Annotated in this window: 20 protein-coding genes and 2 tRNA genes; 3 read left to right on the top strand and 19 right to left on the bottom strand. The window is 52.9% G+C overall.

The annotated features are described in order from the left end of the window. Positions 1 to 64: 64 nt before the first annotated feature. From deaD to HVY19_RS02585, 11 genes are all read right to left on the bottom strand, one after another. Positions 65 to 1,951: an ATP-dependent RNA helicase DeaD gene (gene deaD, locus HVY19_RS02635; RefSeq protein WP_181682841.1), complete on the bottom strand. Its 1,887-nt coding sequence runs from the start codon at positions 1,949 to 1,951 to the stop codon at positions 65 to 67. Continuing rightward, a complete protein-coding gene (gene yrbN, locus HVY19_RS02630) occupies positions 1,944 to 2,024 on the bottom strand; it encodes a protein YrbN (protein WP_010723222.1) in 81 nt (26 codons plus the stop codon). The genes deaD and yrbN overlap by 8 nt, the downstream gene beginning before the upstream one ends. A 106-nt stretch (positions 2,025 to 2,130) precedes the next feature. Beyond that, positions 2,131 to 3,015 carry a lipoprotein NlpI gene (nlpI, locus tag HVY19_RS02625; RefSeq protein WP_181682840.1) on the bottom strand — a complete coding sequence of 295 codons (885 nt, stop codon included), beginning with the start codon at positions 3,013 to 3,015 and terminating at the stop codon, positions 2,131 to 2,133. 108 nt (positions 3,016 to 3,123) lie between these two features. Then, entirely contained in the window at positions 3,124 to 5,256 is a 2,133-nt protein-coding gene (pnp, locus tag HVY19_RS02620; RefSeq protein WP_181682839.1) for a polyribonucleotide nucleotidyltransferase, read from the bottom strand. 242 nt (positions 5,257 to 5,498) lie between these two features. Then, the gene (gene rpsO, locus HVY19_RS02615) at positions 5,499 to 5,768 is read right to left on the bottom strand and encodes a 30S ribosomal protein S15 (RefSeq protein ID WP_003861789.1); all 270 of its coding nucleotides are present in this window, start codon (positions 5,766 to 5,768) and stop codon (positions 5,499 to 5,501) included. Positions 5,769 to 5,919: 151 nt separating this feature from the next. After that, a complete protein-coding gene (gene truB / locus HVY19_RS02610) occupies positions 5,920 to 6,864 on the bottom strand; it encodes a tRNA pseudouridine(55) synthase TruB (protein WP_181682838.1) in 945 nt (314 codons plus the stop codon). Continuing rightward, the gene (gene rbfA, locus HVY19_RS02605) at positions 6,864 to 7,268 is read right to left on the bottom strand and encodes a 30S ribosome-binding factor RbfA (RefSeq protein ID WP_035891095.1); all 405 of its coding nucleotides are present in this window, start codon (positions 7,266 to 7,268) and stop codon (positions 6,864 to 6,866) included. The genes truB and rbfA overlap by 1 nt, the downstream gene beginning before the upstream one ends. A gap of 147 nt (positions 7,269 to 7,415) precedes the next feature. After that, positions 7,416 to 10,106, bottom strand: a complete 2,691-nt coding sequence (gene infB / locus HVY19_RS02600) for a translation initiation factor IF-2 (RefSeq protein WP_181682837.1) — start codon at positions 10,104 to 10,106, stop codon at positions 7,416 to 7,418. A gap of 24 nt (positions 10,107 to 10,130) precedes the next feature. Further along, positions 10,131 to 11,618: a transcription termination factor NusA gene (nusA, locus tag HVY19_RS02595; protein ID WP_181682836.1), complete on the bottom strand. Its 1,488-nt coding sequence runs from the start codon at positions 11,616 to 11,618 to the stop codon at positions 10,131 to 10,133. Between the two features lie 28 nt (positions 11,619 to 11,646). After that, positions 11,647 to 12,099, bottom strand: coding sequence for a ribosome maturation factor RimP (gene rimP, locus HVY19_RS02590; RefSeq protein WP_181682835.1), 453 nt, complete (start codon positions 12,097 to 12,099; stop codon positions 11,647 to 11,649). 208 nt (positions 12,100 to 12,307) lie between these two features. Next, positions 12,308 to 12,384: transfer RNA gene (locus tag HVY19_RS02585), tRNA-Met, on the bottom strand. A gap of 297 nt (positions 12,385 to 12,681) precedes the next feature. Here HVY19_RS02585 and argG point away from each other — a divergent pair. After that, entirely contained in the window at positions 12,682 to 14,025 is a 1,344-nt protein-coding gene (argG, locus tag HVY19_RS02580; RefSeq protein WP_181682834.1) for an argininosuccinate synthase, read from the top strand. Between the two features lie 211 nt (positions 14,026 to 14,236). On the opposite strand, the gene HVY19_RS02575 is transcribed toward argG, so the two are convergent. The 6 genes from HVY19_RS02575 to rlmE all read right to left on the bottom strand — a co-directional run bounded on the left by HVY19_RS02575 (position 14,237) and on the right by rlmE (position 19,825). Further along, a tRNA-Leu gene (locus tag HVY19_RS02575) sits at positions 14,237 to 14,323 on the bottom strand. 9 nt (positions 14,324 to 14,332) lie between these two features. After that, positions 14,333 to 14,665: a preprotein translocase subunit SecG gene (secG, locus tag HVY19_RS02570; protein WP_181682833.1), complete on the bottom strand. Its 333-nt coding sequence runs from the start codon at positions 14,663 to 14,665 to the stop codon at positions 14,333 to 14,335. A gap of 228 nt (positions 14,666 to 14,893) precedes the next feature. Next, positions 14,894 to 16,231, bottom strand: coding sequence for a phosphoglucosamine mutase (glmM, locus tag HVY19_RS02565; protein ID WP_181682832.1), 1,338 nt, complete (start codon positions 16,229 to 16,231; stop codon positions 14,894 to 14,896). After that, on the bottom strand, positions 16,224 to 17,072 hold the full coding sequence (folP, locus tag HVY19_RS02560) for a dihydropteroate synthase (protein WP_181682831.1): 849 nt from the start codon (positions 17,070 to 17,072) through the stop codon (positions 16,224 to 16,226). Before folP ends, glmM begins: the two co-directional genes overlap by 8 nt. 92 nt (positions 17,073 to 17,164) lie before the next feature. Next, positions 17,165 to 19,096: an ATP-dependent zinc metalloprotease FtsH gene (gene ftsH / locus HVY19_RS02555; RefSeq protein WP_181682830.1), complete on the bottom strand. Its 1,932-nt coding sequence runs from the start codon at positions 19,094 to 19,096 to the stop codon at positions 17,165 to 17,167. 99 nt (positions 19,097 to 19,195) lie between these two features. Continuing rightward, entirely contained in the window at positions 19,196 to 19,825 is a 630-nt protein-coding gene (gene rlmE / locus HVY19_RS02550) for a 23S rRNA (uridine(2552)-2'-O)-methyltransferase RlmE (protein WP_181682829.1), read from the bottom strand. A gap of 127 nt (positions 19,826 to 19,952) precedes the next feature. On the opposite strand from rlmE, the gene yhbY reads away from it, so the two are divergent. Beyond that, on the top strand, positions 19,953 to 20,246 hold the full coding sequence (gene yhbY, locus HVY19_RS02545; protein WP_041686369.1) for a ribosome assembly RNA-binding protein YhbY: 294 nt from the start codon (positions 19,953 to 19,955) through the stop codon (positions 20,244 to 20,246). Between the two features lie 155 nt (positions 20,247 to 20,401). Here the strand turns inward: yhbY and greA are convergent, their stop codons facing one another. After that, complete coding sequence (greA, locus tag HVY19_RS02540) at positions 20,402 to 20,878, bottom strand: transcription elongation factor GreA (protein ID WP_003025019.1); 477 nt, start codon at positions 20,876 to 20,878, stop codon at positions 20,402 to 20,404. A gap of 246 nt (positions 20,879 to 21,124) precedes the next feature. Here greA and dacB point away from each other — a divergent pair, with 246 nt between their 5' ends. Then, positions 21,125 to 22,558 (top strand): serine-type D-Ala-D-Ala carboxypeptidase, encoded by a 1,434-nt coding sequence (gene dacB, locus HVY19_RS02535; protein ID WP_181682828.1) that lies wholly within the window; start codon positions 21,125 to 21,127, stop codon positions 22,556 to 22,558. Between the two features lie 129 nt (positions 22,559 to 22,687). Here the strand turns inward: dacB and cgtA are convergent, their stop codons facing one another. Further along, positions 22,688 to 23,860 (bottom strand): Obg family GTPase CgtA, encoded by a 1,173-nt coding sequence (cgtA, locus tag HVY19_RS02530; RefSeq protein ID WP_181682827.1) that lies wholly within the window; start codon positions 23,858 to 23,860, stop codon positions 22,688 to 22,690. Positions 23,861 to 23,865 lie beyond the last annotated feature (5 nt).

Here is a 23,865-nt window from a genome sequence, read left to right as displayed (position 1 = left end):
AAAAAAAGCCCCGATAATTTCTATCAGGGCTGTATCTTTTACTTTACGTCAGTAAACGGAAAGTTTACGCGTCACGACGACGGCTGGAGCCTTCTTCACGACGCGGAGCGCGGCCTTCACGACGCTCGCCGCTGAAACGACGACCATCACCACGACCCCCTTCACGACGCTCGCCACCGAAGCTACGGCCACCTTCGCGACGTTCACCACCGAAGCTACGACCACTGCCACGACGTTCGGTATGCGGCTGTGCATCGCCGACCAGTTGCATGTTCATCGGCTTGTTCAGGATGCGAGTGCGCGTAAAGTGCTGCAGTACTTCACCCGGCATACCTTTCGGCAGTTCGATGGTAGAGTGCGAAGCGAACAGCTTGATGTTACCAATGTAACGGCTGCTGATATCGCCTTCGTTAGCGATCGCGCCAACGATATGACGAACTTCAACACCATCATCACGGCCCACTTCAATGCGGTACAGCTGCATATCGCCAACGTCACGACGCTCGCGACGCGGACGATCTTCACGATCGCCACCACGGTCAGCACGTGGGCCACGATCGTTGCGGTCACGCGGACCACGGTCATCACGGTCACGGAACTCACGCTTAGGACGCATCGGCGCATCTGGCGGAACGATCAGGGTACGTTCACCCTGTGCCATTTTCAGCAGCGCGGCAGCCAGCGTTTCGAGATCCAGCTCTTCGCCTTCAGCGGTAGGCTGAATCTGCGACAGCAGCGCACGGTACTGATCCAGATCGCTGCTTTCCAGCTGCTGCTGAACTTTAGCGGCGAATTTTTCCAGACGGCGTTTACCCAGCAGTTCTGCGTTCGGCAGTTCTACTTCCGGAATGGTCAGCTTCATGGTGCGTTCGATATTGCGCAGCAGACGACGCTCGCGGTTCTCAACGAACAGCAGCGCGCGGCCCGCACGACCCGCACGGCCGGTACGACCGATACGGTGAACATAAGACTCAGAATCCATCGGGATATCGTAGTTTACAACCAGGCTGATACGCTCAACGTCCAGGCCACGGGCCGCAACGTCGGTTGCAATCAGGATATCCAGACGACCGTCTTTCAGACGCTCCAGCGTCTGCTCACGCAGTGCCTGGTTCATGTCGCCATTCAGCGCGGCGCTGTTATAGCCGCTACGCTCCAGCGCTTCTGCCACTTCCAGGGTCGCGTTTTTGGTACGAACGAAGATAATCGCCGCATCAAAATCTTCCGCTTCCAGGAAACGCACCAGCGCTTCGTTTTTACGCATGCCCCACACAGTCCAGTAGCTCTGGCTAATGTCCGGACGGGTCGTCACGCTGGACTGAATGCGCACTTCCTGCGGCTCTTTCATGAAGCGGCGGGTAATGCGACGGATCGCTTCCGGCATGGTGGCAGAGAACAGAGCGGTCTGATGACCTTCCGGGATCTGCGCCATGATGGTTTCGACGTCTTCGATGAAGCCCATACGCAGCATTTCATCGGCTTCGTCCAGCACCAGACCGCTCAGTTTAGAGAGATCAAGCGTGCCGCGTTTTAAGTGATCAAGCAGACGACCCGGCGTACCGACGACGATCTGCGGCCCTTGACGCAGGGCGCGTAACTGCACGTCATAACGCTGGCCGCCGTACAGGGCAACCACGTTCACGCCGCGCATATGTTTAGAGAAATCCGTCATGGCTTCAGCAACCTGAACCGCCAGTTCGCGGGTCGGTGCCAGCACCAGAATCTGAGGTGCCTTCAGCTCAGGATCAAGATTGTTGAGCAGCGGTAAAGAGAACGCTGCGGTTTTGCCGCTACCGGTCTGGGCCATACCCAGAACATCGCGACCGCCCAGCAGATGCGGAATGCACTCTGCCTGGATTGGAGATGGTTTTTCGTAACCCAGATCGTTAAGGGCTTCAAGGATAGGAGCCTTCAGGCCCAGATCTGCAAAAGTGGTTTCGAATTCAGCCATGTAGTACGTGTGCCTCAAAATTAATGGCGGCCAGTCTACATAACTCATCATGAAATTGATCTGCAATTTTCATTGAAAAGTGTGAACCGGCTCAAAGTAGGTGTATTGACGAACAACAACGCCCTCACCCGCGAAGGTGATGGCAATCAAAAGAGATTACGGGCTGATGTGTACGTCAGCTATTGCTGGTCCGATTCTGCCAGGTCATCTTGGTCCTGGCCCAGGAGCGATAATTCCAACAATGCATATCGGTGCTCAACAAAGTTATGAACGTTGTTAGCCACCGCCAGTTTGAACAATGCCGTAGCGCTGTCCAAATCCCCCAGACTTAGGTAGTACTTACCTAAATAGAAGTTGGTTTCACTGAGATGCTCAGCGAGCGAGGTGTTATCCGTTGCGTCCGCCTTGAGCCTTTCCATTAGCGTGGATTCGCTAATGTTGCCCAGGTAGAACTCGACAATGTTCCATCCCCATTGCTCTTTATCCGATTTCTCGAAGCGCTCGTTTAACGCTTCTTTCGCCTGCTTCTCATTGAGCTTCTGCTCAGCGAGATAAAGCCACAGACTGCGGAAAGGATCATTGGGATCGTCTTGATAAAACGCCAGCAGATCATCTTGCGCTAACTTGTCACGGCCGCCGTAATACAATGCGATACCGCGATTTAAGTGCGCGTAGTTGTAAGTTGGATCAAGCTCAAGTACAGAATCAAACGCTTCATAGGCAGCATCAAAATTGCCTGCCTGCGTTAAATAAATGCCTAAGTAATTGAATACTTCAGGCATATCAGGTCGGATGGCTAACGCTTGTGAAAAATCATTTCGCGCTAATGCCCTCAGACCGAGACTATCATACAACACTCCGCGCTCATATAAAAGCTGCGCGCGTTCGTCATCGGTTAAAGCCCGACTGGCAAGAATTTGTTCCATGCGTGCCAGAATCACTTCCTGCTGTAACGTCGGTTGCAATGGTACCGCGAGGACTTCACTCTTACGCCAGGCGGAATTACTGCATCCAGCCAGCGTGAGTGCTGTCGCAACGAAACACCAGCGCAAAAAAGGCTTCATTTCCCACTCCCGAAGACAACGATTGAATGAACGTCCTGTTCCCCGGTTGTTAACAAGGCGTCCTGCCAGGTTAAAAGCCCTCCGCTGATGCGGAGGGCAAAAACAACCTTACTCGCCCTGCTCTGCCGGAGCTTCCGGCGCAGCGCCTGGCTGAGACTGCTCAGTTGCTTCTTTGATGCTCAGACGAACGCGGCCCTGGCGGTCAACTTCCAGAACTTTAACCGGTACTTCCTGGCCCATCTGCAGATAGTCAGTCACTTTCTCAACGCGCTTGTCAGCGATCTGAGAGATGTGAACCAGACCTTCTTTACCGCCGCCGATAGCAACAAACGCGCCAAAGTCAACGATACGGGTCACTTTACCGTTGTAGATACGACCCACTTCGATTTCAGCGGTGATCTCTTCGATACGCTGGATAGCATATTTTGCTTTTTCGCCGTCGGTCGCTGCGATTTTCACAGTACCGTCATCTTCGATTTCGATGGTGGTGCCGGTTTCTTCAGTCAGCGCACGGATCACAGAACCGCCCTTACCGATCACGTCTTTGATCTTGTCCGGGCTGATCTTAATGGTGTGGATACGCGGAGCGAACTGAGAGATATCGCCACGCGGCGCGTTGATCGCCTGTTCCATCACGCCCAGGATGTGCAGACGCGCACCTTTAGCCTGATTCAGCGCAACCTGCATGATCTCTTTAGTGATACCTTCAATTTTGATATCCATCTGCAGTGCAGAGATACCGTCGCGGGAACCCGCCACTTTGAAGTCCATATCGCCCAGGTGGTCTTCGTCGCCCAGGATGTCAGACAGAACAACATAGTTGTCGCCTTCTTTCACCAGACCCATCGCGATGCCTGCAACGGCCGCTTTGATCGGCACACCTGCATCCATCAGCGCCAGGGAAGCGCCACACACGGAAGCCATAGAAGAAGAACCGTTGGATTCAGTGATTTCAGAAACCACACGCACGGTGTACGGGAATTTGTCCAGATCCGGCATGACTGCCAGTACGCCACGCTTCGCGAGACGACCGTGACCAATTTCACGACGCTTCGGAGAACCAACCATACCCGTCTCACCGACGCAGTACGGAGGGAAGTTGTAGTGGAACAGGAAGTTGTCAGTACGCTCGCCCATCAGCTCGTCGAGGTTCTGCGCATCACGCGTGGTACCCAGAGTTGCAGTAACCAGTGCCTGAGTCTCACCACGGGTGAACAGTGCGGAACCGTGAGTACGCGGCAGAACGCCAGTACGCACGTCCAGACCACGGATCATGTCTTTTTCACGACCATCAATACGCGGTTCGCCAGCCAGTACGCGGCTACGAACGACATTTTTCTCGATAGCGTGCAGGATTTCACCCAGTTCGTTAGCGTCCAGGGTTTCGTCTTCAGCCAGCAGAGCATCGATGGTTTCAGATTTGATCACGTCAACCTGAGCATAACGCTCTTGTTTGTCGGTGATACGGTAAGCGTCGCTCAGACGGGACTCTGCCAGTGCTGCAACGCGCGCATTCAGCGCGTCGTTTACGGCTTCCGGCTGCCAGTCCCAACGCGGTTTACCCGCTTCTTTCACCAGCTCGTTGATCTCTTTGATAACAACCTGCTGCTGATCGTGACCAAACACAACCGCGCCCAGCATCTGATCTTCACTCAGCAGTTCCGCTTCGGATTCAACCATCAGCACAGCCGCTTCGGTACCCGCAACTACCAGGTCCAGTTTGCTCTCTTTGAGTTCATCCTGAGTCGGGTTCAGTACGTACTGGTCGTTGATGTAACCTACGCGCGCAGCACCAATCGGGCCGTTGAACGGAATACCAGACAGGGACAGCGCAGCCGATGCGCCGATCATCGCGACGATATCCGGGTTAACCTGCGGGTTAACGGAAACAACGGTAGCGATAACCTGAACTTCGTTAACGAAGCCTTCCGGGAACAGCGGGCGAACCGGGCGGTCAATCAGACGCGCGATCAGGGTTTCGCCTTCGCTTGGGCGGCCTTCACGACGGAAGAAGCTGCCTGGGATACGGCCAGCAGCGTAGGTACGCTCCTGATAGTTAACGGTCAGCGGGAAGAAGTCCTGGCCGGGTTTCGCTTTTTTCTGGCCAACCACGGTTACGAATACCGCAGTGTCATCCATGCTAACCATAACAGCGGCAGTGGCTTGACGCGCCATCATGCCAGTTTCCAGCGTAACGGTATGCTGACCGTACTGGAATTTACGAACGATCGGATTAAGCAAAATAATATCCTTTCCAATATTGATGACATGAGTTATGCCATCGTTAATACCCGATCTTCAGCGCATCCTCGCGACTAATGACAACCCTAACCCATTCACTTTGGGTAAAGCCTCTCATTAGCCGCGCGAACCTCTGCGACGGAAGATCATTCATAGCAACAATACATTAGTTTCCAGTGAATTGCTGCCATCCACTTGAAAAAAGGGGCCTTGAAGGCCCCTTTTTTTGAAACTCGCAAGAATTAGCGACGCAGACCCAGACGCTCGATCAGCGCGGTGTAGCGTGCAACATCTTTACGTTTCAGGTAGTCGAGCAGTTTACGACGCTGAGAAACCATGCGCAGCAGACCACGACGGCTGTGGTGATCTTTTTTGTGCTCTGCAAAGTGACCCTGCAGGTGGTTAATCTGTGCAGTCAGCAGAGCAACCTGAACTTCGGTAGAACCGCTGTCGTTAGTACCACGACCAAACTCGGAAACGATTTTAGCTTTAGCTTCAACGCTTAGAGACATGATGAACTCCAAAAATAAAAAGAATGAAAGGGTGCCAATCTCTAATTCAGCAACCCCATGTTAAACACCGTGCGAACTGTTAAAAAGTTTACGCGATGTTAAGCGGCAATATTCTACTCGCAGCGCCCCTTTATCGCAAGACGGCGCTGCATTAAGCAGGATACTCAACCACCAGTCGACGAGGCGCCACGCGGCCTTCATCGTCGATCTCGCCCATACCGATAAATTTGCCGTCATCGCCTTCCGTCACGCGAACCAGCCCTTCCAGCGGCGCGCCCGAAGTGCGAACCGGATTACCATTTTTAAAGTAGACAGAAGAGGTTAGCGGCAGATTAACGACTGGGTAGTCCGATGCCGGACTGTCCATCGGCATCAGCAGCGGATCAAGCCGTTGTGCTGCCGGGATCCCCTCCAGCTCCGCCTGCTCAACCAGCTCGCGCAAACGCTCCAGGGTGACCATCCGGTCGACTGGATATTTGCTGACGGTCAGACGACGCAGGTAGGTCACATGCGCGCCACAGCCCAACTTCTCACCCAAATCGTCAATGATGGTACGAATGTAGGTGCCTTTCGAGCAGTGGACTTCCAGCTCCAGTTCATCCCCTTCATGGCGGATAAACAGCAATTCATAAACGGTTATCGGCCGGGCTTCGCGCGGGACTTCAATGCCCTGGCGCGCGTATTCATACAGCTTTTTGCCCTGGTACTTCAGTGCCGAATACATCGACGGAACCTGTTCGATATCGCCCCGGAATGTCTCCAGCGCGGCGGAAAGTTGTTCCGCCGTAAAGGTCACCGGACGCTCCTGCACGATTTGCCCATCGGCGTCGGAGGTGTCAGTACGCTGACCCAGACGGGCAATCACCCGGTAACGCTTGTCGGAATCCAGCAGATACTGCGAAAACTTAGTCGCTTCTCCGAGGCAGATCGGCAACATGCCGGTCGCTAACGGATCCAGCGCCCCGGTATGACCGGCGCGGTTGGCATTGTAGAGGCGTTTTACTTTTTGCAGAACGTCATTGCTGGACATGCCCTGCGGCTTATCCAGCAGCAGGACACCGTGAATGTCGCGACCACGACGACGAGGACGACTCATTAGTCCTCCTTGCTGTCGTCCGCTGGGTTCACACGACGTTCATCGTCATGTTTTACCACGCTGGTCACCAGGTTAGACATGCGCATCCCTTCAACCAGCGAGTTATCGTAGAAGAAGGTCAGTTCCGGCACGATACGCAGACGCATCGCTTTACCCAGCAGAGAGCGGATAAAACCGGACGCTTCCTGGAGCGCTTTGATGCCCGCTTTGATCGCGGCTTCATCTTTGTCATTCAGGAAGGTGACAAACACTTTCGCATAAGCCAGATCGCGAGACATTTCGACACCAGAAACGGTGGTCATCATGCCCAGACGCGGATCTTTAATTTCGCGCTGCAGGATGATTGCGATTTCTTTCTGCATCTCCTGCGCCACACGCTGTGGGCGACCAAATTCTTTCGCCATATTCAATTCTCCAGACAAAAAAGGGGCATCAGCCCCTTTTTAAAATTCATGCCGGGTGGCGCTTCGAAGCCTGATGGCGCTACGCTTATCAGGCCTACAACCCGGCCGTAGGCCCGGTAAACGAAGTGCCACCGGGCATTACGAAGATTATGCAATCGTACGTTGGATCTCGATAATTTCGAACACTTCGATCATGTCGCCTACGCGAACGTCGTTGTAGTTCTTCACGCCGATACCACATTCCATGCCGTTACGGACTTCGTTAACGTCATCTTTGAAGCGGCGCAGGGATTCCAGCTCGCCTTCATAGATAACCACGTTGTCGCGCAGAACGCGGATCGGGTTGTGACGTTTGATCGTGCCTTCAGTAACCATACAGCCCGCGATCGCACCAAATTTCGGTGATTTGAACACGTCACGCACTTCAGCCAGACCGATGATCTGCTGTTTCAGTTCCGGAGACAGCATGCCGCTCATCGCCGCTTTCACTTCGTCGATCAGGTTATAGATGACGGAGTAGTAACGCAGATCCAGACTTTCAGATTCGATCACTTTACGTGCAGACGCATCAGCACGTACGTTGAAGCCAACCAGGATAGCGTTGGACGCAGCAGCCAGCGTCGCGTCGGTTTCGGTGATACCGCCAACGCCAGAACCGATGATCTTCACTTTCACTTCGTCGGTAGACAGTTTCAGCAAGGAGTCGGAGATCGCTTCTACAGAACCCTGAACGTCAGCCTTCAGTACGACGTTCACTTCGTGAACTTCGCCTTCGGTCATGTTGGCGAACATGTTCTCAAGTTTAGATTTCTGCTGACGAGCCAGTTTAACTTCACGGAATTTGCCCTGACGGTACAGTGCAACTTCACGCGCTTTCTTCTCGTCACGTACCACGGTCACTTCATCACCGGCAGCCGGAACACCGGACAGGCCGAGGATTTCCACCGGAATGGACGGACCCGCTTCCAGCACTTCCTGGCCCAGTTCGTTACGCATCGCACGAACACGGCCGTATTCGAAACCACACAGAACGATGTCACCCTTATTCAGGGTACCTTCACGAACCAGAACGGTTGCAACCGGACCACGACCTTTATCCAGGAAGGATTCGATGACTGCGCCGCTCGCCATACCTTTACGAACCGCTTTCAGTTCCAGAACTTCAGCTTGCAGCAGGATAGCGTTCAGCAGGTCGTCAATACCGGTACCGGCTTTTGCAGATACTGGGATGAACTGCGCTTCACCGCCCCACTCTTCCGGCATAACGCCGTACTGGGACAGTTCATTTTTAACGCGATCCAGATCGGCTTCTGGCTTATCGATTTTGTTCACTGCAACAACCAGAGGCACCTGCGCCGCTTTCGCGTGCTGGATCGCTTCGATGGTCTGCGGCATTACGCCGTCGTCTGCTGCAACAACCAGAACAACGATATCCGTTGCCTGCGCACCACGAGCACGCATAGAGGTAAACGCGGCGTGACCCGGGGTGTCCAGGAAGGTGATCATACCGTTGTCAGTTTCAACGTGGTATGCACCGATATGCTGGGTAATGCCACCCGCTTCGCCAGAGGCCACTTTCGTTGAACGAATGTAGTCCAGCAGAGAGGTTTTACCGTGGTCAACGTGACCCATGATGGTTACAACCGGTGCGCGCGGTTCTGCCGCAGCACCCGTATCACGGTCGCTCATTACCGCTTCTTCCAGCTCGTTTTCACGACGCAGGATAACTTTATGGCCCATCTCTTCGGCAACCAGCTGTGCGGTTTCCTGGTCGATAACCTGGTTGATAGTGGCCATTGCGCCCAGCTTCATCATCGCTTTGATGACCTGAGAGCCTTTAACCGCCATCTTGTTCGCCAGATCGCCAACGGTGATGGTTTCGCCAATCACAACGTCACGGTTAACAGCCTGCGCTGGCTTCTGGAAGCCCTGCTGCAGTGCGGAACCTTTACGCTGTTTGCCACCTTTGCCACCGCGAACCGCTGCACGCGCTTCTTCACGATCGGCTTTGGATTCGGCATGCTTGTTGCCTTTTTTCGCCGGACGCGCAGCTTTGGTACTGCGTCCACGACCACGGCCGCCTTCTACTTCACGGTCGTTTTCGTCTTCTGCCTGGCGAGCGTGCTGAGAAGTTGTAACGTGGTAATCGCTGGTATCTTCAGTCGGTTCAGCGGTATTCACACCGTTCTTCTCGTTTTCTTCTGCCATACGGCGAGCTTCTTCTGCTATACGACGTGCTTCTTCTTCAAGCTTGCGACGTGCTTCTTCTTCCGCTTTACGCTTCAGCTCTGCAGCTTCATTCTCACGGCGGGCTTTTTCGGCCTGGGCGGTTTTGGTCATATCGTCAGTCTGTTGATTGCTCACTTTGTCTTTTTCCGCAGCTTCGCGTTTCGCTTTATCAGCGGTGTCACGCTTAGCTTGTTCTGCGGCCTCACGGTCAGCTTTTTGTTGCGCCTCGCGTTTGGCCGATTCTTCTGCCTCACGACGGGCTTGCTCTTCCGCTTCACGCTGCGCTTGCTCTTCCGCTACAAGACGTTCAGCCTCTTGCGGATCGCGTTTCACAAAGGTGCGCTTCTTGCGGACTTCGATTTGTACCGATTTACTTTTTCCACCGGTACCAGGAATGTTCAGGGTGCTACGCGTTTTACGTTGCAGCGTCAGCTTATCCGGACCTGAGCCATTTTCACGGTTCAGGTGGGCAAGTAAAGTCTGTTTTTCTTGTGCGGACACAGAGTCATCAGCAGACTTCGGGATACCGGCATCAGCAAATTGCTGTACCAGGCGATCCACCGAGGTCTGTATCTCTGCGGCCAGCGTTTTTACGGTTACATCTGTCATGCTGTTCCTTCCTGCTACAGTTTATTACGCTTCGTCACCGAACCAGCAAATATTACGGGCAGCCATAATCAGCTCTCCGGCTTTTTCGTCGGTCAACCCTTCGATATCAGCCAGATCATCAATGCCCTGTTCGGCGAGATCTTCCAGCGTACAAACACCACGGGCTGCCAGTTTGAAAGCCATTTCACGATCCAATCCTTCCAGATTCAGCAGATCGTCAGCCGGTTTGTTGTCACCGAGGCTTTCTTCCTGGGCCAGTGCCAGAGTGGTCAGTGCGTTTTTAGCACGCTCACGCAGTGCTTCAACGGTCGGCTCATCAAGGCCATCAATTTCCAGCAGTTCTTTCATTGGCACGTAGGCCAGTTCTTCCAGGGTCGCAAAACCCTCTTCAACCAGAACTGTGGCAAAATCTTCATCAATATCGAGATATTTGGTGAAGGTGTCGATAGCAGCGTGTGCTTCTGCCTGATGTTTAGCCTGAAGGTCATCAACGGTCATCACGTTGAGTTCCCAACCGCTTAACTGCGAAGCCAGGCGAACGTTCTGACCATTACGTCCAATCGCCTGTGCCAGGTTACCGGCTTCAACAGCAATATCCATGGTGTGTTTATCTTCATCCACCACGATAGATGCGACGTCAGCGGGTGCCATCGCATTAATCACAAACTGCGCCGGGTTATCATCCCACAGGACGATATCGATGCGTTCGCCGCCCAGTTCGGTAGAAACCGCCTGAACACGTGCGCCACGCATACCGACGCAAGCACCGACCGGGTCGATACGCTTGTCGTTGGTTTTCACCGCGATTTTCGCACGGGAACCCGGATCGCGCGCCGCCGCTTTAATTTCGATCACTTCTTCGCCAATTTCTGGCACTTCAATGCGGAACAGTTCGATCAGCATTTCCGGTTTGGAACGCGTAACGAACAGTTGCGCACCACGCGCTTCCGGACGCACTGCGTACAGAACGCCACGGATACGGTCGCCAGGGCGGAAGTTTTCACGCGGCAGCATGTCTTCACGCAGGATCACGGCTTCAGCGTTGCTGCCCAGATCCAGAGAGATGTTGTCACGGTTTACTTTCTTCACCACGCCAGTGATGATTTCGCCTTCGTGTTCACGGAACTGATCGACAACCATTGCGCGTTCAGCTTCACGAACCTTCTGTACGATAACCTGCTTCGCAGTCTGGGTTGTGATACGGTCGAAGGTGACAGATTCAATCTGATCTTCAACATAACCACCCAGGTTCAGGCTCTCGTCTTCAAAGCGTGCCGCTTCCAGCGTAATTTCTTTCGTTGGTTGGGTCACTTCTTCGACGATCAGCCAGCGACGGAACGTATCGAAATCACCGCTTTTACGATCGATTTCTACGCGAACGTCGATCTCTTGTTCATATTTTTTCTTCGTTGCTGTGGCCAGCGCACTTTCCAGCGCTTCAAAAATCTTCTCGCGTGGCAGCGCCTTTTCGTTCGATACGGCTTCAACAACGGCCAAAATTTCTTTGTTCATCGCGGGCTTTTCACCTCAATCCAGACTTTTAAAAGTGGGGAACCAGGTTCGCCTTCTGGATATTACTCAGCGCGAACACTTCATCTTTACCTTCGACAGTGACAGTGATCATTTCACCGTCCACCGCTTTGATGACACCCTGCCATTTACGACGGTTCTGCACCGCCATGCGGAGTACCAGCGACACTTCTTCACCCAGGAAACGGACATAATGCTCAGCAGTGAACATTGGACGATCGAGCCCCGGTGAGGAGACTTCCAGGTTGTAAGCCACAGTGATCGGGTCTTCAACATCCATCACCGCGCTTACCTGGTGGCTCACATCAGCACAATCATCAACATTGATGCCATCTTCACTATCAATATAGATGCGCAGTGTGGATGTGCGACCGCGGATAAATTCGATGCCGACCAGTTCGTAACCCAGGGCTTCAACTGGCGCTGTAATCATCTCTGTTAATTTTTGCTCTAATGTGGACAAGCCCACCCCCAAGACATAAAAAAAGGGCCTAAAGCCCAGTTATTCTGTAGTCAGATAACAAAAAACCCCGATAAATCGGGGCTTTAGATAACTGAACCCTATAACCGCAACTGCGGTCTGGAGAACCTTCCAGAAGAATTTTTTTCAAATCCAGCTACGAAGGCCAAAGTCTTCACAGTATATTTGAAAAAGAACTCTAAGGGAAAGTTGGTTGCGGGGGCCGGATTTGAACCGACGACCTTCGGGTTATGAGCCCGACGAGCTACCAGGCTGCTCCACCCCGCGCCTGAAACGTGGCAAATTTTACTCGTTTTGGGTAAAAGATGCAAATACTGCTGGGATTTGGTACCGAGGACGGGACGTAAAATCTGTGCGTAGTATATTGATATTTGCCCCATTCTGTCAACCTTGAAAACCCGCAACCTTTCTGGTCATGACTGGCGTTATTTCAGGAAAAAATGACTAAACTCTTCCTGTCTTCGAAAAAAAATGATTAAATGAAAACTCATTTATTTTGCATAAACATGCACTGAGAGCAGAAAGCCAAACTCACTATCAGTCAATCAAGCAGGGTTCTATTTTATGACGACGATTCTCAAGCATCTTCCGGTAGGTCAACGCATTGGCATCGCTTTTTCTGGCGGTCTGGACACCAGCGCGGCGCTGCTGTGGATGCGAAAAAAAGGGGCAGTCCCATATGCATATACTGCGAATCTGGGCCAGCCAGACGAGGACGATTACAATGAGATCCCTCGTCGCGCAATGGAATACGGTGCGGAGAACGCTCGTCTGATTGATTGCCGTAAGCAATTGGTTGCCGAAGGTATTGCAGCGATTCAATGCGGCGCATTCCATAACACCACCGGCGGGCTCACCTATTTCAATACCACGCCGCTGGGACGCGCAGTGACCGGCACCATGCTGGTCGCGGCGATGAAAGAAGACGGCGTGAACATCTGGGGCGACGGCAGCACCTATAAAGGCAACGATATCGAACGTTTCTATCGTTACGGCCTGCTGACCAATGCCGAACTTCAGATTTATAAGCCGTGGCTGGATACTGACTTCATCGATGAGTTAGGTGGCCGCCACGAAATGTCAGAGTTCATGATCGCCTGCGGGTTCGACTATAAAATGTCCGTCGAAAAAGCCTACTCCACTGACTCCAACATGCTCGGTGCGACGCATGAAGCGAAAGATCTGGAATTTCTCAACTCCAGCGTCAAGATTGTCAATCCCATCATGGGTGTGAAGTTCTGGGATGAAAACGTGAAGATCCCAGCGGAAGAGGTTACCGTGCGTTTTGAGCAGGGTCATCCGGTGGCGCTGAACGGTAAAACCTTTAGCGACGACGTGGAAATGATGCTGGAAGCCAACCGTATTGGTGGCCGTCATGGTCTGGGCATGAGCGACCAGATCGAAAACCGTATTATCGAAGCGAAAAGCCGTGGCATTTATGAAGCGCCGGGAATGGCGTTACTGCATATCGCCTACGAGCGTCTGCTGACCGGAATTCACAACGAAGACACCATTGAGCAATATCACGCTCATGGTCGTCAACTGGGTAAACTGCTGTATCAGGGTCGTTGGTTTGACTCGCAGGCGCTGATGCTGCGTGATGGTCTGCAACGCTGGGTTGCGAGCCAGATAACGGGTGAAGTCACGCTGGAACTGCGTCGCGGCAATGACTACTCGATCCTGAACACCGTTTCTGACAATCTGACCTATAAGCCAGAGCGTCTGACGATGGAGAAAGGGGATTCCGTATTCTCGCCGGACGATCGTATCGGTCAGTTGACTATGCGTAACCTGGATATCACCGACACCCGTGAGAAGCTGTTCGGCTACGCGAAGTCTGGCCTGCTTACCGCCTCTTCTGCAACGGGTCTACCGCAGGTTGAAAACCTGGAAAACAAAGCGAAGTAAGCATGCGCTCTGTTAAGGCCGCGAAAGCGGCCTTTTTTATGTGCGGAATAGAGTGGGATGTCCTGCAGGCCAGATAATCGTAGCGCCATCAGGCGTTGTCAATGATGTCGGATGGCGGCGTAAACGCCTTATCCGGCCTACTGGCCTACACAACAGCCACAAATAACAGACGAAAAAAAAGACGCTTTTCAGCGTCTTTCTTTCGGAATATTGGTACCGAGGATGGGACTCGAACCCACAAGCCCGTTAGGGCACTACCACCTCAAGGTAGCGTGTCTACCAATTCCACCACCTCGGTACGGAATACTTACTGCGGGATATCGCTGGTCGGCTTAGCCGGAGCAGCGGGTTGAGGTTGCTCGGTTTTCGCCGGCGCGCTCAGGTTATCCCACTCACTTCCTTTATTGGTTTTGTTGCTATTGATATTGCCCAACACCAGACTGATGATGAAGAATAACGTTCCCAGAATAGCCGTCATGCGGGTCATGAAGTTACCAGAACCACTTGAACCAAACAGCGTAGCGGAAGCGCCTGCTCCAAAGGAGGCTCCCATATCAGCGCCTTTACCTTGTTGCAGCATGATCAGACCTACAAGGCCAATGGCTACAATAAGGAAAACTACTAAAAGAGCTTCGTACATAATCAACCTGTTCCTTGCGGAGTTGCCGCATACCAATGCTTCAAACCAATAATGCGGGATAATTTACTGTTTCCCACTGAAGCGGGTGTGAATACTAACCAAAGCGAATGACCTTCGCAAGGGCAATTTTGGCGCATTGTATCAACTGCGGAAAAAAACAGCAAAACCCTTGTCTTCCAGTCGTAAAAAGGCGGCAAATGCCGCCTTTTTATGCAGTTAAGTTAATCTTTAAACCGCTTTTACTGCATCTGCAATCCGGTGAGCAAATTCTGTCACCTGCGCTTCGTCTTCGCCTTCCACCATCACGCGGATTAACGGCTCGGTACCCGACTTACGCAGCAGAACACGGCCACGGCTTCCCAGCGCCGCTTCAACGTCGGCCATCACCGCTTTAACCGTTTCATTTTCCAACGGATCGCCACTGCCTGCCGTGTAGCGCACATTGACCAGAATCTGCGGGAACATTTTCATACCGCTGCACAGGTCATGGAGGCTCATGTGATTACGCACCATCGCCGCCAACACCTGCAGGCCCGCTACAATGCCGTCGCCGGTGGTGGTTTTATCCAGCAGAATGACGTGACCGGAGTTTTCCGCCCCGATGCGCCAGCCTTTTTCCTGCATTTTTTCCAGAACGTAGCGGTCGCCCACTTTCGCGCGGGTAAACGGAATGCCCAGTTGTTTCAGCGCCAGCTCCAGCCCCATGTTACTCATCAGGGTCCCCACCGCGCCACCGCGCAGTTGCCCCTGGCGCAGTGCTTCACGGGCGATGATATACATAATCTGATCGCCATCGACCTTATTGCCTTCATGGTCAACCATAATGACGCGGTCGCCGTCGCCGTCGAGCGCAATACCCAGATCGGCTTTTTCTGCAATGACACGCGCCTGCAAAGCACGCACATCGGTGGCGCCTACTTCTTCATTGATGTTGACGCCGTTTGGCTCACAACCAATCGCAATCACAGTCGCACCCAGTTCACGCAGTACGTTTGGCGCAATGTGATAGGTCGCGCCGTTAGCGCAATCCACGACAATTTTAAGTTCATTCAGGCTCAGTTCATTCGGGAATGTGCCCTTACAAAACTCAATGTAGCGGCCGGCGGCGTCAACAATGCGGCTGGCTTTGCCCAGCTCTGCGGAGTCCACGCAGGTGATCTCTTTTTCCATTTCCGCTTCAATAGCTTCTTCTACCGCATCCGGCAGTTTAGTCCCGTCGATGGAAAAGAATTTGATACCGTTATCATAGAATGGGTTATGTGATGCTGAGATCACAATCCCGGCCTCGGCACGGAACGTGCGCGTCAGATACGCCACCGCTGGCGTCGGCATCGGGCCAGTAAACGACGCGGACAAACCTGCCGCAGCCAGCCCTGCTTCAAGAGCAGATTCCAGCATGTAACCGGAAATACGCGTGTCCTTACCGATGATGATTTTACGAGAACCGTGGCGTGCCAACACTTTTCCAGCCGCCCAACCAAGCTTAAGCACAAAATCAGGTGTAATTGGCGCATCACCTACCCGCCCACGAATCCCATCGGTTCCAAAATATTTACGGTTACTCATAGCGTTTATTTTCCTTTGCTGACAATGTGGCTTCCACCACACGCATCGCTTCTACAGTTTCTTTGACGTCATGAACACGAATGATATGCGCTCCCTGCATAGCCGCAATGACCGCACAGGCCAGGCTACCGCTCAGACGCTCGGAGGGCCCTACGTTGAGCAGTTGGCCTACCATCGATTTACGTGACATTCCTACCAGCAGCGGCAGGTTAAAATGGTGAAATTCAGCCAGACGCGCCAGTAATGTATAGTTGTGAGAGAGATTTTTACCGAAACCGAATCCCGGGTCGAGCAACAATTTCTCTTTTGCGATACCGGCCCTTTCACAACGTGCTATTTGCTCAATAAAGTAGCGATTGACCTCAGCAAACACGTCGTCGTATTTGGGCGCTTCCTGCATGGTTTTTGGCTGCCCTTGCATATGCATCAGGCAGACTGGCAAATCGGTTTCCGCAGCCGCTTCCAGCGCGCCGGGTTCAGTGAGGGAACGAATGTCGTTAATGATGTGAGCACCGACTCTGGCCGATTCGCGGATCACCTCTGGCTTAGAGGTATCGACGGAAATCCAGACTTCAAAGCGTTGAGCAATCGCCTCGACAACCGGAATCACCCGCGACAACTCTTCCTCTACGCTGACATCTGCCGCGCCAGGACGTGTGGATTCACCGCCCACATCAATAATGGTGGCCCCAGCGTTAATCATCAGATTGGCATGTTTCACCGCCTCTACCAACGTATTGTGCGTACCACCATCGGAGAACGAATCCGGCGTGACGTTGAGAATGCCCATTACGTGTGGGTGAGAGAGATCCAGCGTGGAGCCCTGGGCGGAGAGTTTCATAGCTAATCCTTCTGAAGTTTATTGCGAAAAGAAAAAACCCCGGAGCAAGCCCCAGGGTTTCAGGTGTAGCAGCGTCATCACTAAACGATAACTTATTTGTCGCCTAACTGCTCTGACATGGTGTTACCTGGGTTCGGCGTGCGCGGTTCATCAACCGGGCGCGGCGCACGAGGAGTGCCATTGTTGTCAGAATTGTTAGAACCGGGTTCTTCCCAGCCTGCTGGCGGACGAACATCGCGGCGAGCCATCAGGTCATCTATCTGCGGCGCATCGATGGTTTCATATTTCATGAGCGCATCTTTCATTGCGTGCAGGATGTCCATGTTGTCATTCAGGAGCTGACGCGCACGATTGTAGTTACGTTCAATCAGTGCTTTCACTTCCTGGTCGATGATACGCGCCGTCTCATCGGACATGTGTTTCGCTTTCGCCACGCTGCGGCCGAGGAATACTTCTCCCTCTTCTTCCGCATACAGCAGCGGACCGAGTTTGTCGGAGAACCCCCATTGCGTGACCATGTTACGCGCCAGGTTTGTCGCGACTTTAATGTCGTTCGACGCACCGGTAGAAACATGCTCTACGCCGTAGATGATCTCTTCTGCCAGGCGGCCACCGTACAAGGTTGAAATCTGGCTTTCCAGCTTCTGACGACTGGCGCTAATTGCGTCACCTTCAGGCAGGAAGAATGTCACACCCAGCGCACGGCCACGAGGAATAATCGTGACTTTATGGACCGGATCGTGTTCCGGCACCAGACGACCGATAATCGCGTGGCCCGCTTCGTGATACGCGGTCGACTCTTTCTGCGCTTCCGTCATCACCATGGAGCGACGTTCCGCACCCATCATGATTTTGTCTTTCGCTTTTTCGAACTCAACCATTGAAACGACGCGCTTGTTACCACGGGCAGCAAACAGCGCAGCTTCGTTGACCAGGTTCGCCAGGTCCGCACCGGAGAAGCCAGGGGTACCACGGGCAATGATTGCCGCGTCGATATCCGGCGCCAGCGGTACGCGACGCATATGGACTTTCAGAATCTGTTCACGACCGCGAACATCTGGCAGACCGACCACAACCTGACGGTCGAAACGGCCAGGACGCAGCAGCGCTGGGTCAAGGACGTCCGGACGGTTAGTTGCCGCGATAACGATGATACCTTCGTTACCTTCGAAGCCGTCCATCTCAACCAGCATCTGGTTCAGCGTCTGTTCACGTTCATCGTGACCACCACCCAGGCCCGCACCACGCTGGCGGCCTACGGCGTCGATTTCATCGATAAAGATAATGCACGGTGCTGCTTTCTTGGCCTGCTCAAACATGTCACGCACACGAGATGCACCGACACCCACGAACATTTCAACGAAGTCAGAACCAGAAATCGTAAAGAATGGCACCTTCGCTTCCCCGGCGATGGCTTTCGCCAGCAGGGTTTTACCGGTACCCGGAGGGCCGACCATCAGAACACCTTTCGGGATCTTACCGCCCAGTTTCTGGAAGCGGCTCGGCTCACGCAGGTATTCGACCAGTTCGCCCACTTCTTCTTTCGCTTCGTCACACCCGGCAACGTCAGCAAAGGTGGTTTTAATCTGATCTTCCGTCAGCATGCGCGCTTTGCTCTTGCCGAACGACATGGCACCTTTGCCACCACCGCCCTGCATCTGACGCATAAAGAAGATCCAGACACCAATCAATAGCAGCATTGGGAACCAGGAAATGAAGATCGAAGCCAGCAGGCTTGGCTCTTCAGGTGGTTCGCCAACAACTTTAACGTTCTTGGTCAGCAGGTTATCAAGCAGCTTCGGATCGTTTACCGGAATGTAGGTCGTGTAACGGTTACTATCTTTCTTGGTAACGTTGATCTCACGTCCATTGATACGCGCTTCACGAACCTGGTCGTTATTGACCTCTTGCAGGAAGGTAGAGTAATCCACCTTACGGCCATTAGACTCGCTGGGCCCAAAGCTCTGGAATACTGACATCAGCACAACGGCTATGACCAGCCAGAGTATTAGGTTTTTCGCCATGTCACTCAAGGGATTAACCTCTTATTACAACTATGTTAAAAACAGCGTCAGGATACTCCATATCCAACGTCTTTCATACTTTCGTCTGAAATCGGCCAGTTATGGTTTACGCCCGGTCGCTACAATATACACTTCACGCGAACGTGCGCGAGAAGAGTCCGGCTTACGAACTTTCACCTTCGTAAACAGGGAGCGAATTTCTCTAAGGTATTCATCGAAACCTTCGCCCTGGAACACCTTCACTACAAAACTGCCACCCGGCGCCAGCACATCACGGCACATTTCTAACGCCAGTTCCACCAGATACATGGCTCGCGGGATATCCACCGCGGGTGTTCCGCTCATGTTTGGTGCCATATCGGACATGACAACTTGAACTTTACTATCACCTACACGATCCAGCAGCGCCTTCATGACCAGTTCATCACGAAAGTCACCCTGAAGAAAGTCCACACCAACGATAGGATCCATAGGTAAAAGATCGCATGCGATGATACGGCCTTTGCCGCCGATCTGCGAGACGACATATTGCGACCAGCCGCCTGGCGCAGCACCGAGATCGACTACCGTCATTCCCGGTTTAAAAAGTTTGTCACTTTGCTGTATTTCATCAAGTTTAAACCAGGCACGGGAACGTAACCCCTTTTTCTGTGCCTCTTGAACATATTTATCGCTAAAGTGTTCCTGGAGCCAGCGGCTTGAGCTGGCAGAACGCTTTTTACCTGTCATTTAACATTTCCGTCCTGGTTCATCGTAGCTTGCCTGTGACGTAAATTTCTACGCAGCTATTTGGCGATATGAGGGAGATGGCGGTAGAATGACCCGTTTTCAATCCCAACGTAAGCAAAAATATACGATGAATCTGAGTACTAAACAAAAACAGCACCTGAAAGGTCTGGCACATCCGCTCAAGCCGGTCGTTATGCTTGGCAATAATGGTTTGACCGAAGGGGTACTGGCCGAGATTGAACAAGCGTTAGAGCACCATGAGCTTATCAAGGTGAAAGTCGCATCTGAAGATCGCGAAACTAAAACCCTGATCGTGGACGCTATCGTGCGCGAAACCGGCGCCTGTAACGTACAGGTCATCGGTAAAATGCTGGTGCTTTATCGCCCAAGTAAAGAACGTAAAATCTCGCTGCCACGCTAAAAATCACCTGAAGTTGGACACAAATACTGTGTAAAACGATGGGGTTTCCGCTAGCAGTAGAGCAAAATGCCACGCTCTGTTCGTTGATAAAAGGCCGCTATGCGGCCTTTTTCCTTTCTTTACAATACATCAACATTGTAAGTATGTATGAATTCTTACAGGTATTCGACCTTCGTCACTTCATACTCAACTTCGCCACCGGGCGTTTTGATGACGACGACGTCATCCTGCTCTTTGCCAATCAGGCCACGCGCAATTGGCGAATTCACTGAAATCAGGTTCTGTTTAAAGTCGGCTTCGTCATCACCCACGATGCGCCAGGTTTGCTCTTCGTCGTTATCCAGATTCAGAACGGTAACCGTTGCACCAAAAACGACGCGGCCATTGTTAGGCATTTTAGTGACGTCAATCACCTGCGCATTAGACAGTTTTGCTTCGATATCTTTGATGCGTCCTTCGCAGAACCCCTGCTGTTCACGCGCTGCGTGATATTCCGCATTCTCTTTCAGGTCACCGTGCTCGCGCGCTTCAGCAATGGCGGCAATAATTTCAGGACGGCGTACGGACTTAAGAAAATCCAGCTCTTCGCGCAGTTTTTCTGCACCGCGTAAGGTCATCGGAATAGCTTGCATTTGTTATACCTCTTAAACATTCCTGTAGGGGGCGAAGGCTTCACCCCGGCTGTTAAGCCTGCTCAGGTTGCATGTCATACCTGAGCCAGAAGCAAAAAAATACCGACCCGGGCAAAAGGCCCAGGTCAGCTACAATTCTTCGTTTGATGCTCATTTTACCCTGGAGTTCCCTATGGGTCATCGTTTACTTTCCAGGGCATTGCACCGTAGTATGACGGCTTGTTTCCAGGTTGTTAGCGCGAGATTATGCGATTTTCCAGATTTATCATCGGATTGACCACCAGTGTAGCGTTCAGCGTCCAGGCCGCGAACGTCGACGAGTACATCAACCAACTGCCTGCAGGAGCCAACCTTGCCCTGATGGTGCAGAAGGTCGGCGCGCCAGCTCCCGCGATTGATTATCATAGTCAACAAATGGCACTTCCTGCCAGTACGCAGAAAGTGATCACCGCGCTAGCGGCATTAATCCAGCTTGGTCCAGACTTCCGCTTTACGACCACACTGGAGACGAAAGGCAGCGTGGATGCGGGCGTTCTTCGAGGTGACTTAGTGGCGCGATTTGGCGCCGATCCGACGCTAAAACGTCAGGATATTCGGAATATGGTCGCAACTTTGAAAAAGTCAGGTGTGACGCAAATTACCGGTAATGTCCTGATTGATACCTCGATTTTTGCCAGCCACGATAAAGCCCCGGGATGGCCGTGGAACGATATGACCCAGTGCTTCAGTGCACCGCCTGCGGCAGCCATTGTTGACCGAAATTGCTTCTCTGTTTCACTCTACAGCGCGCAAAAAGCAAACGATCTCGCCTATATACGCGTGGCGTCATACTACCCTGTCACTATGTTCAGCCAGGTTCGCACTCTCGCGCGCGGCTCTGCGGATGCACAATATTGTGAACTGGACGTGGTCCCTGGCGACTTAAATCGCTTCACCTTGACCGGTTGCTTACCACAGCGTTCCGAACCGCTTCCGCTGGCGTTTGCCATTCAGGACGGTGCCAGCTATGCCGGGGCTATTTTAAAAGATGAATTAAAACAAGCAGGTATCACTTACAGTGGGACGCTGCTGCGCCAGACTCAGGTCAATGAGCCCGGTACGGTGGTGGCAAGCAAGCAGTCCGCTCCGCTGCACGATCTGCTTAAGATTATGCTGAAAAAGTCGGACAACATGATTGCCGACACCGTTTTCCGCATGATCGGCCATGCGCGGTTTAATGTACCGGGAACGTGGCGCGCAGGTTCCGATGCGGTACGCCAGATCCTGCGTCAGCAAGCGGGCGTGGATATCGGCAACACAATCATTGCCGACGGCTCTGGTCTTTCCCGTCATAACCTGATTGCCCCTGCCACCATGATGCAGGTGCTGCAATATATCGCACAGCATGACAACGAGCTGAATTTCATCTCTATGCTGCCGCTGGCGGGCTATGACGGCTCGCTGCAATACCGTGCGGGTCTGCATCAGGCGGGTGTTGACGGTAAAGTCTCAGCCAAAACAGGGTCGTTACAAGGGGTGTATAATCTGGCAGGGTTTATCACCACCGCCAGCGGGCAGAGGATGGCATTTGTGCAATATCTGTCTGGCTATGCGGTAGCGCCAGCCGATCAGCGTAATCGACGTATTCCGCTGGTGCGCTTTGAAAGCCGGTTGTACAAGGACATCTATCAGAACAACTAGGTGTGAGTTTGATTGCCGGATGGCGGCTGACGCTTTATCCTGCTACTGCACAGATAACAAAACGGGCCGCAGATGCGGCCCGTTAGCTTTTGTAGGCCGGATAAGCGCTAGCGCCATCCGGCAACGAGATTAACGTTTATAAATGAACTCGACGCCTTCTTCGTCGTCTTCGTCCCAGTCGTCATCCCAGTCATCTTCTGCTTCGTCTTCCACTTCCGCGAGCTGCTGGCGATGATAATCATCCCACATGAACTCGACTTTCTCTGGCTGTTTCGCTTCTTCCGCCTGTGAGATCGGGTTCTCAATGATAAAGGTCATCACATCCCAGCAGAGATCCTTCACGCCCAGCTGGCTGGCAGCAGAGATGAGATAATATTTATCGTCCCAGCCCAGCGCTTCGGCGATGGCTTTCGCCTTTGCTTCCGCTTCTTCTTTGTCCAACAGATCGATCTTGTTGAACACTAACCAGCGTGGTTTAGCCGCCAGATCCTGACTGTATTTTTCCAGCTCGCCGATGATGATCCGCGCGTTCTCCACCGGATCGGAACCGTCGATCGGATCGATGTCGATAAGGTGCAGCAGCACGCGGCAACGCTCGAGGTGTTTGAGGAAGCGAATCCCCAGGCCAGCCCCTTCCGCAGCACCTTCGATCAGACCCGGAATGTCGGCGACGACAAAGCTCTTCTCGTTGTCCATACGAACAACGCCGAGGCTCGGCACCAGCGTCGTAAACGGATAATCCGCGACTTTTGGCTTCGCCGCAGATACCGCACGGATAAAGGTCGATTTCCCGGCGTTTGGCATACCCAGCATGCCGACATCCGCCAGCAGCATCAGTTCCAGCAGCAGGTCGCGCTTGTCGCCCGGCGTCCCCATCGTTTTCTGACGCGGGGTACGGTTTACCGACGATTTGAAACGGGTGTTGCCCAGGCCGTGCCAGCCGCCTTTTGCGACCATCAGACGCTGACCATGTTTGGTCATATCGCCCATGGTTTCGCCCGTGCCCTGGTCAATTACGCGCGTACCGACCGGTACTTTAATGGTGACGTCTTTACCCCGTTTACCGGTACAGTCACGGCTGGCGCCATTCTGACCACGCTCAGCGCGGAAAGATTTCTCAAAACGGTAGTCGATCAGGGTGTTCAGGTTTTCGTCGGCTTCCATCCAGACGTCACCACCATCACCACCATCACCACCGTCCGGGCCGCCTTTCGGGATGTATTTCTCGCGGCGGAAGCTTACGCAACCATTACCGCCATCGCCTGCAACGACCAGAATCGTTGCTTCATCAACAAACTTCATTTTAC

The organism is Citrobacter sp. RHB25-C09 (genome assembly GCF_013836145.1).
GTDB lineage: Bacteria > Pseudomonadota > Gammaproteobacteria > Enterobacterales > Enterobacteriaceae > Citrobacter_A.
Note: the sequence above shows the minus strand (reverse complement) of the source record. Positions and strands in the feature narration are given on the sequence as shown.

Excerpts from the sequence above, each read along its gene's own strand:
- nlpI (WP_181682840.1), bottom strand. The coding sequence starts at position 3,015 with ATGAAGCCTTTTTTGCGCTGGTGTTTCGTTGCGACAGCACTCACGCTG.
- ftsH (WP_181682830.1), bottom strand. The coding sequence starts at position 19,096 with ATGGCGAAAAACCTAATACTCTGGCTGGTCATAGCCGTTGTGCTGATG.
- glmM (WP_181682832.1), bottom strand. The coding sequence starts at position 16,231 with ATGAGTAACCGTAAATATTTTGGAACCGATGGGATTCGTGGGCGGGTA.
- argG (WP_181682834.1), top strand. The coding sequence starts at position 12,682 with ATGACGACGATTCTCAAGCATCTTCCGGTAGGTCAACGCATTGGCATC.
- infB (WP_181682837.1), bottom strand. The coding sequence starts at position 10,106 with ATGACAGATGTAACCGTAAAAACGCTGGCCGCAGAGATACAGACCTCG.
- rlmE (WP_181682829.1), bottom strand. The coding sequence starts at position 19,825 with ATGACAGGTAAAAAGCGTTCTGCCAGCTCAAGCCGCTGGCTCCAGGAA.
- folP (WP_181682831.1), bottom strand. The coding sequence starts at position 17,072 with ATGAAACTCTCCGCCCAGGGCTCCACGCTGGATCTCTCTCACCCACAC.
- deaD (WP_181682841.1), bottom strand. The coding sequence starts at position 1,951 with ATGGCTGAATTCGAAACCACTTTTGCAGATCTGGGCCTGAAGGCTCCT.
- cgtA (WP_181682827.1), bottom strand. The coding sequence starts at position 23,860 with ATGAAGTTTGTTGATGAAGCAACGATTCTGGTCGTTGCAGGCGATGGC.
- yhbY (WP_041686369.1), top strand. The coding sequence starts at position 19,953 with ATGAATCTGAGTACTAAACAAAAACAGCACCTGAAAGGTCTGGCACAT.
- yrbN (WP_010723222.1), bottom strand. The coding sequence starts at position 2,024 with ATGAAAATTGCAGATCAATTTCATGATGAGTTATGTAGACTGGCCGCC.
- rpsO (WP_003861789.1), bottom strand. The coding sequence starts at position 5,768 with ATGTCTCTAAGCGTTGAAGCTAAAGCTAAAATCGTTTCCGAGTTTGGT.
- truB (WP_181682838.1), bottom strand. The coding sequence starts at position 6,864 with ATGAGTCGTCCTCGTCGTCGTGGTCGCGACATTCACGGTGTCCTGCTG.
- rbfA (WP_035891095.1), bottom strand. The coding sequence starts at position 7,268 with ATGGCGAAAGAATTTGGTCGCCCACAGCGTGTGGCGCAGGAGATGCAG.
- dacB (WP_181682828.1), top strand. The coding sequence starts at position 21,125 with ATGCGATTTTCCAGATTTATCATCGGATTGACCACCAGTGTAGCGTTC.
- nusA (WP_181682836.1), bottom strand. The coding sequence starts at position 11,618 with ATGAACAAAGAAATTTTGGCCGTTGTTGAAGCCGTATCGAACGAAAAG.
- secG (WP_181682833.1), bottom strand. The coding sequence starts at position 14,665 with ATGTACGAAGCTCTTTTAGTAGTTTTCCTTATTGTAGCCATTGGCCTT.
- greA (WP_003025019.1), bottom strand. The coding sequence starts at position 20,878 with ATGCAAGCTATTCCGATGACCTTACGCGGTGCAGAAAAACTGCGCGAA.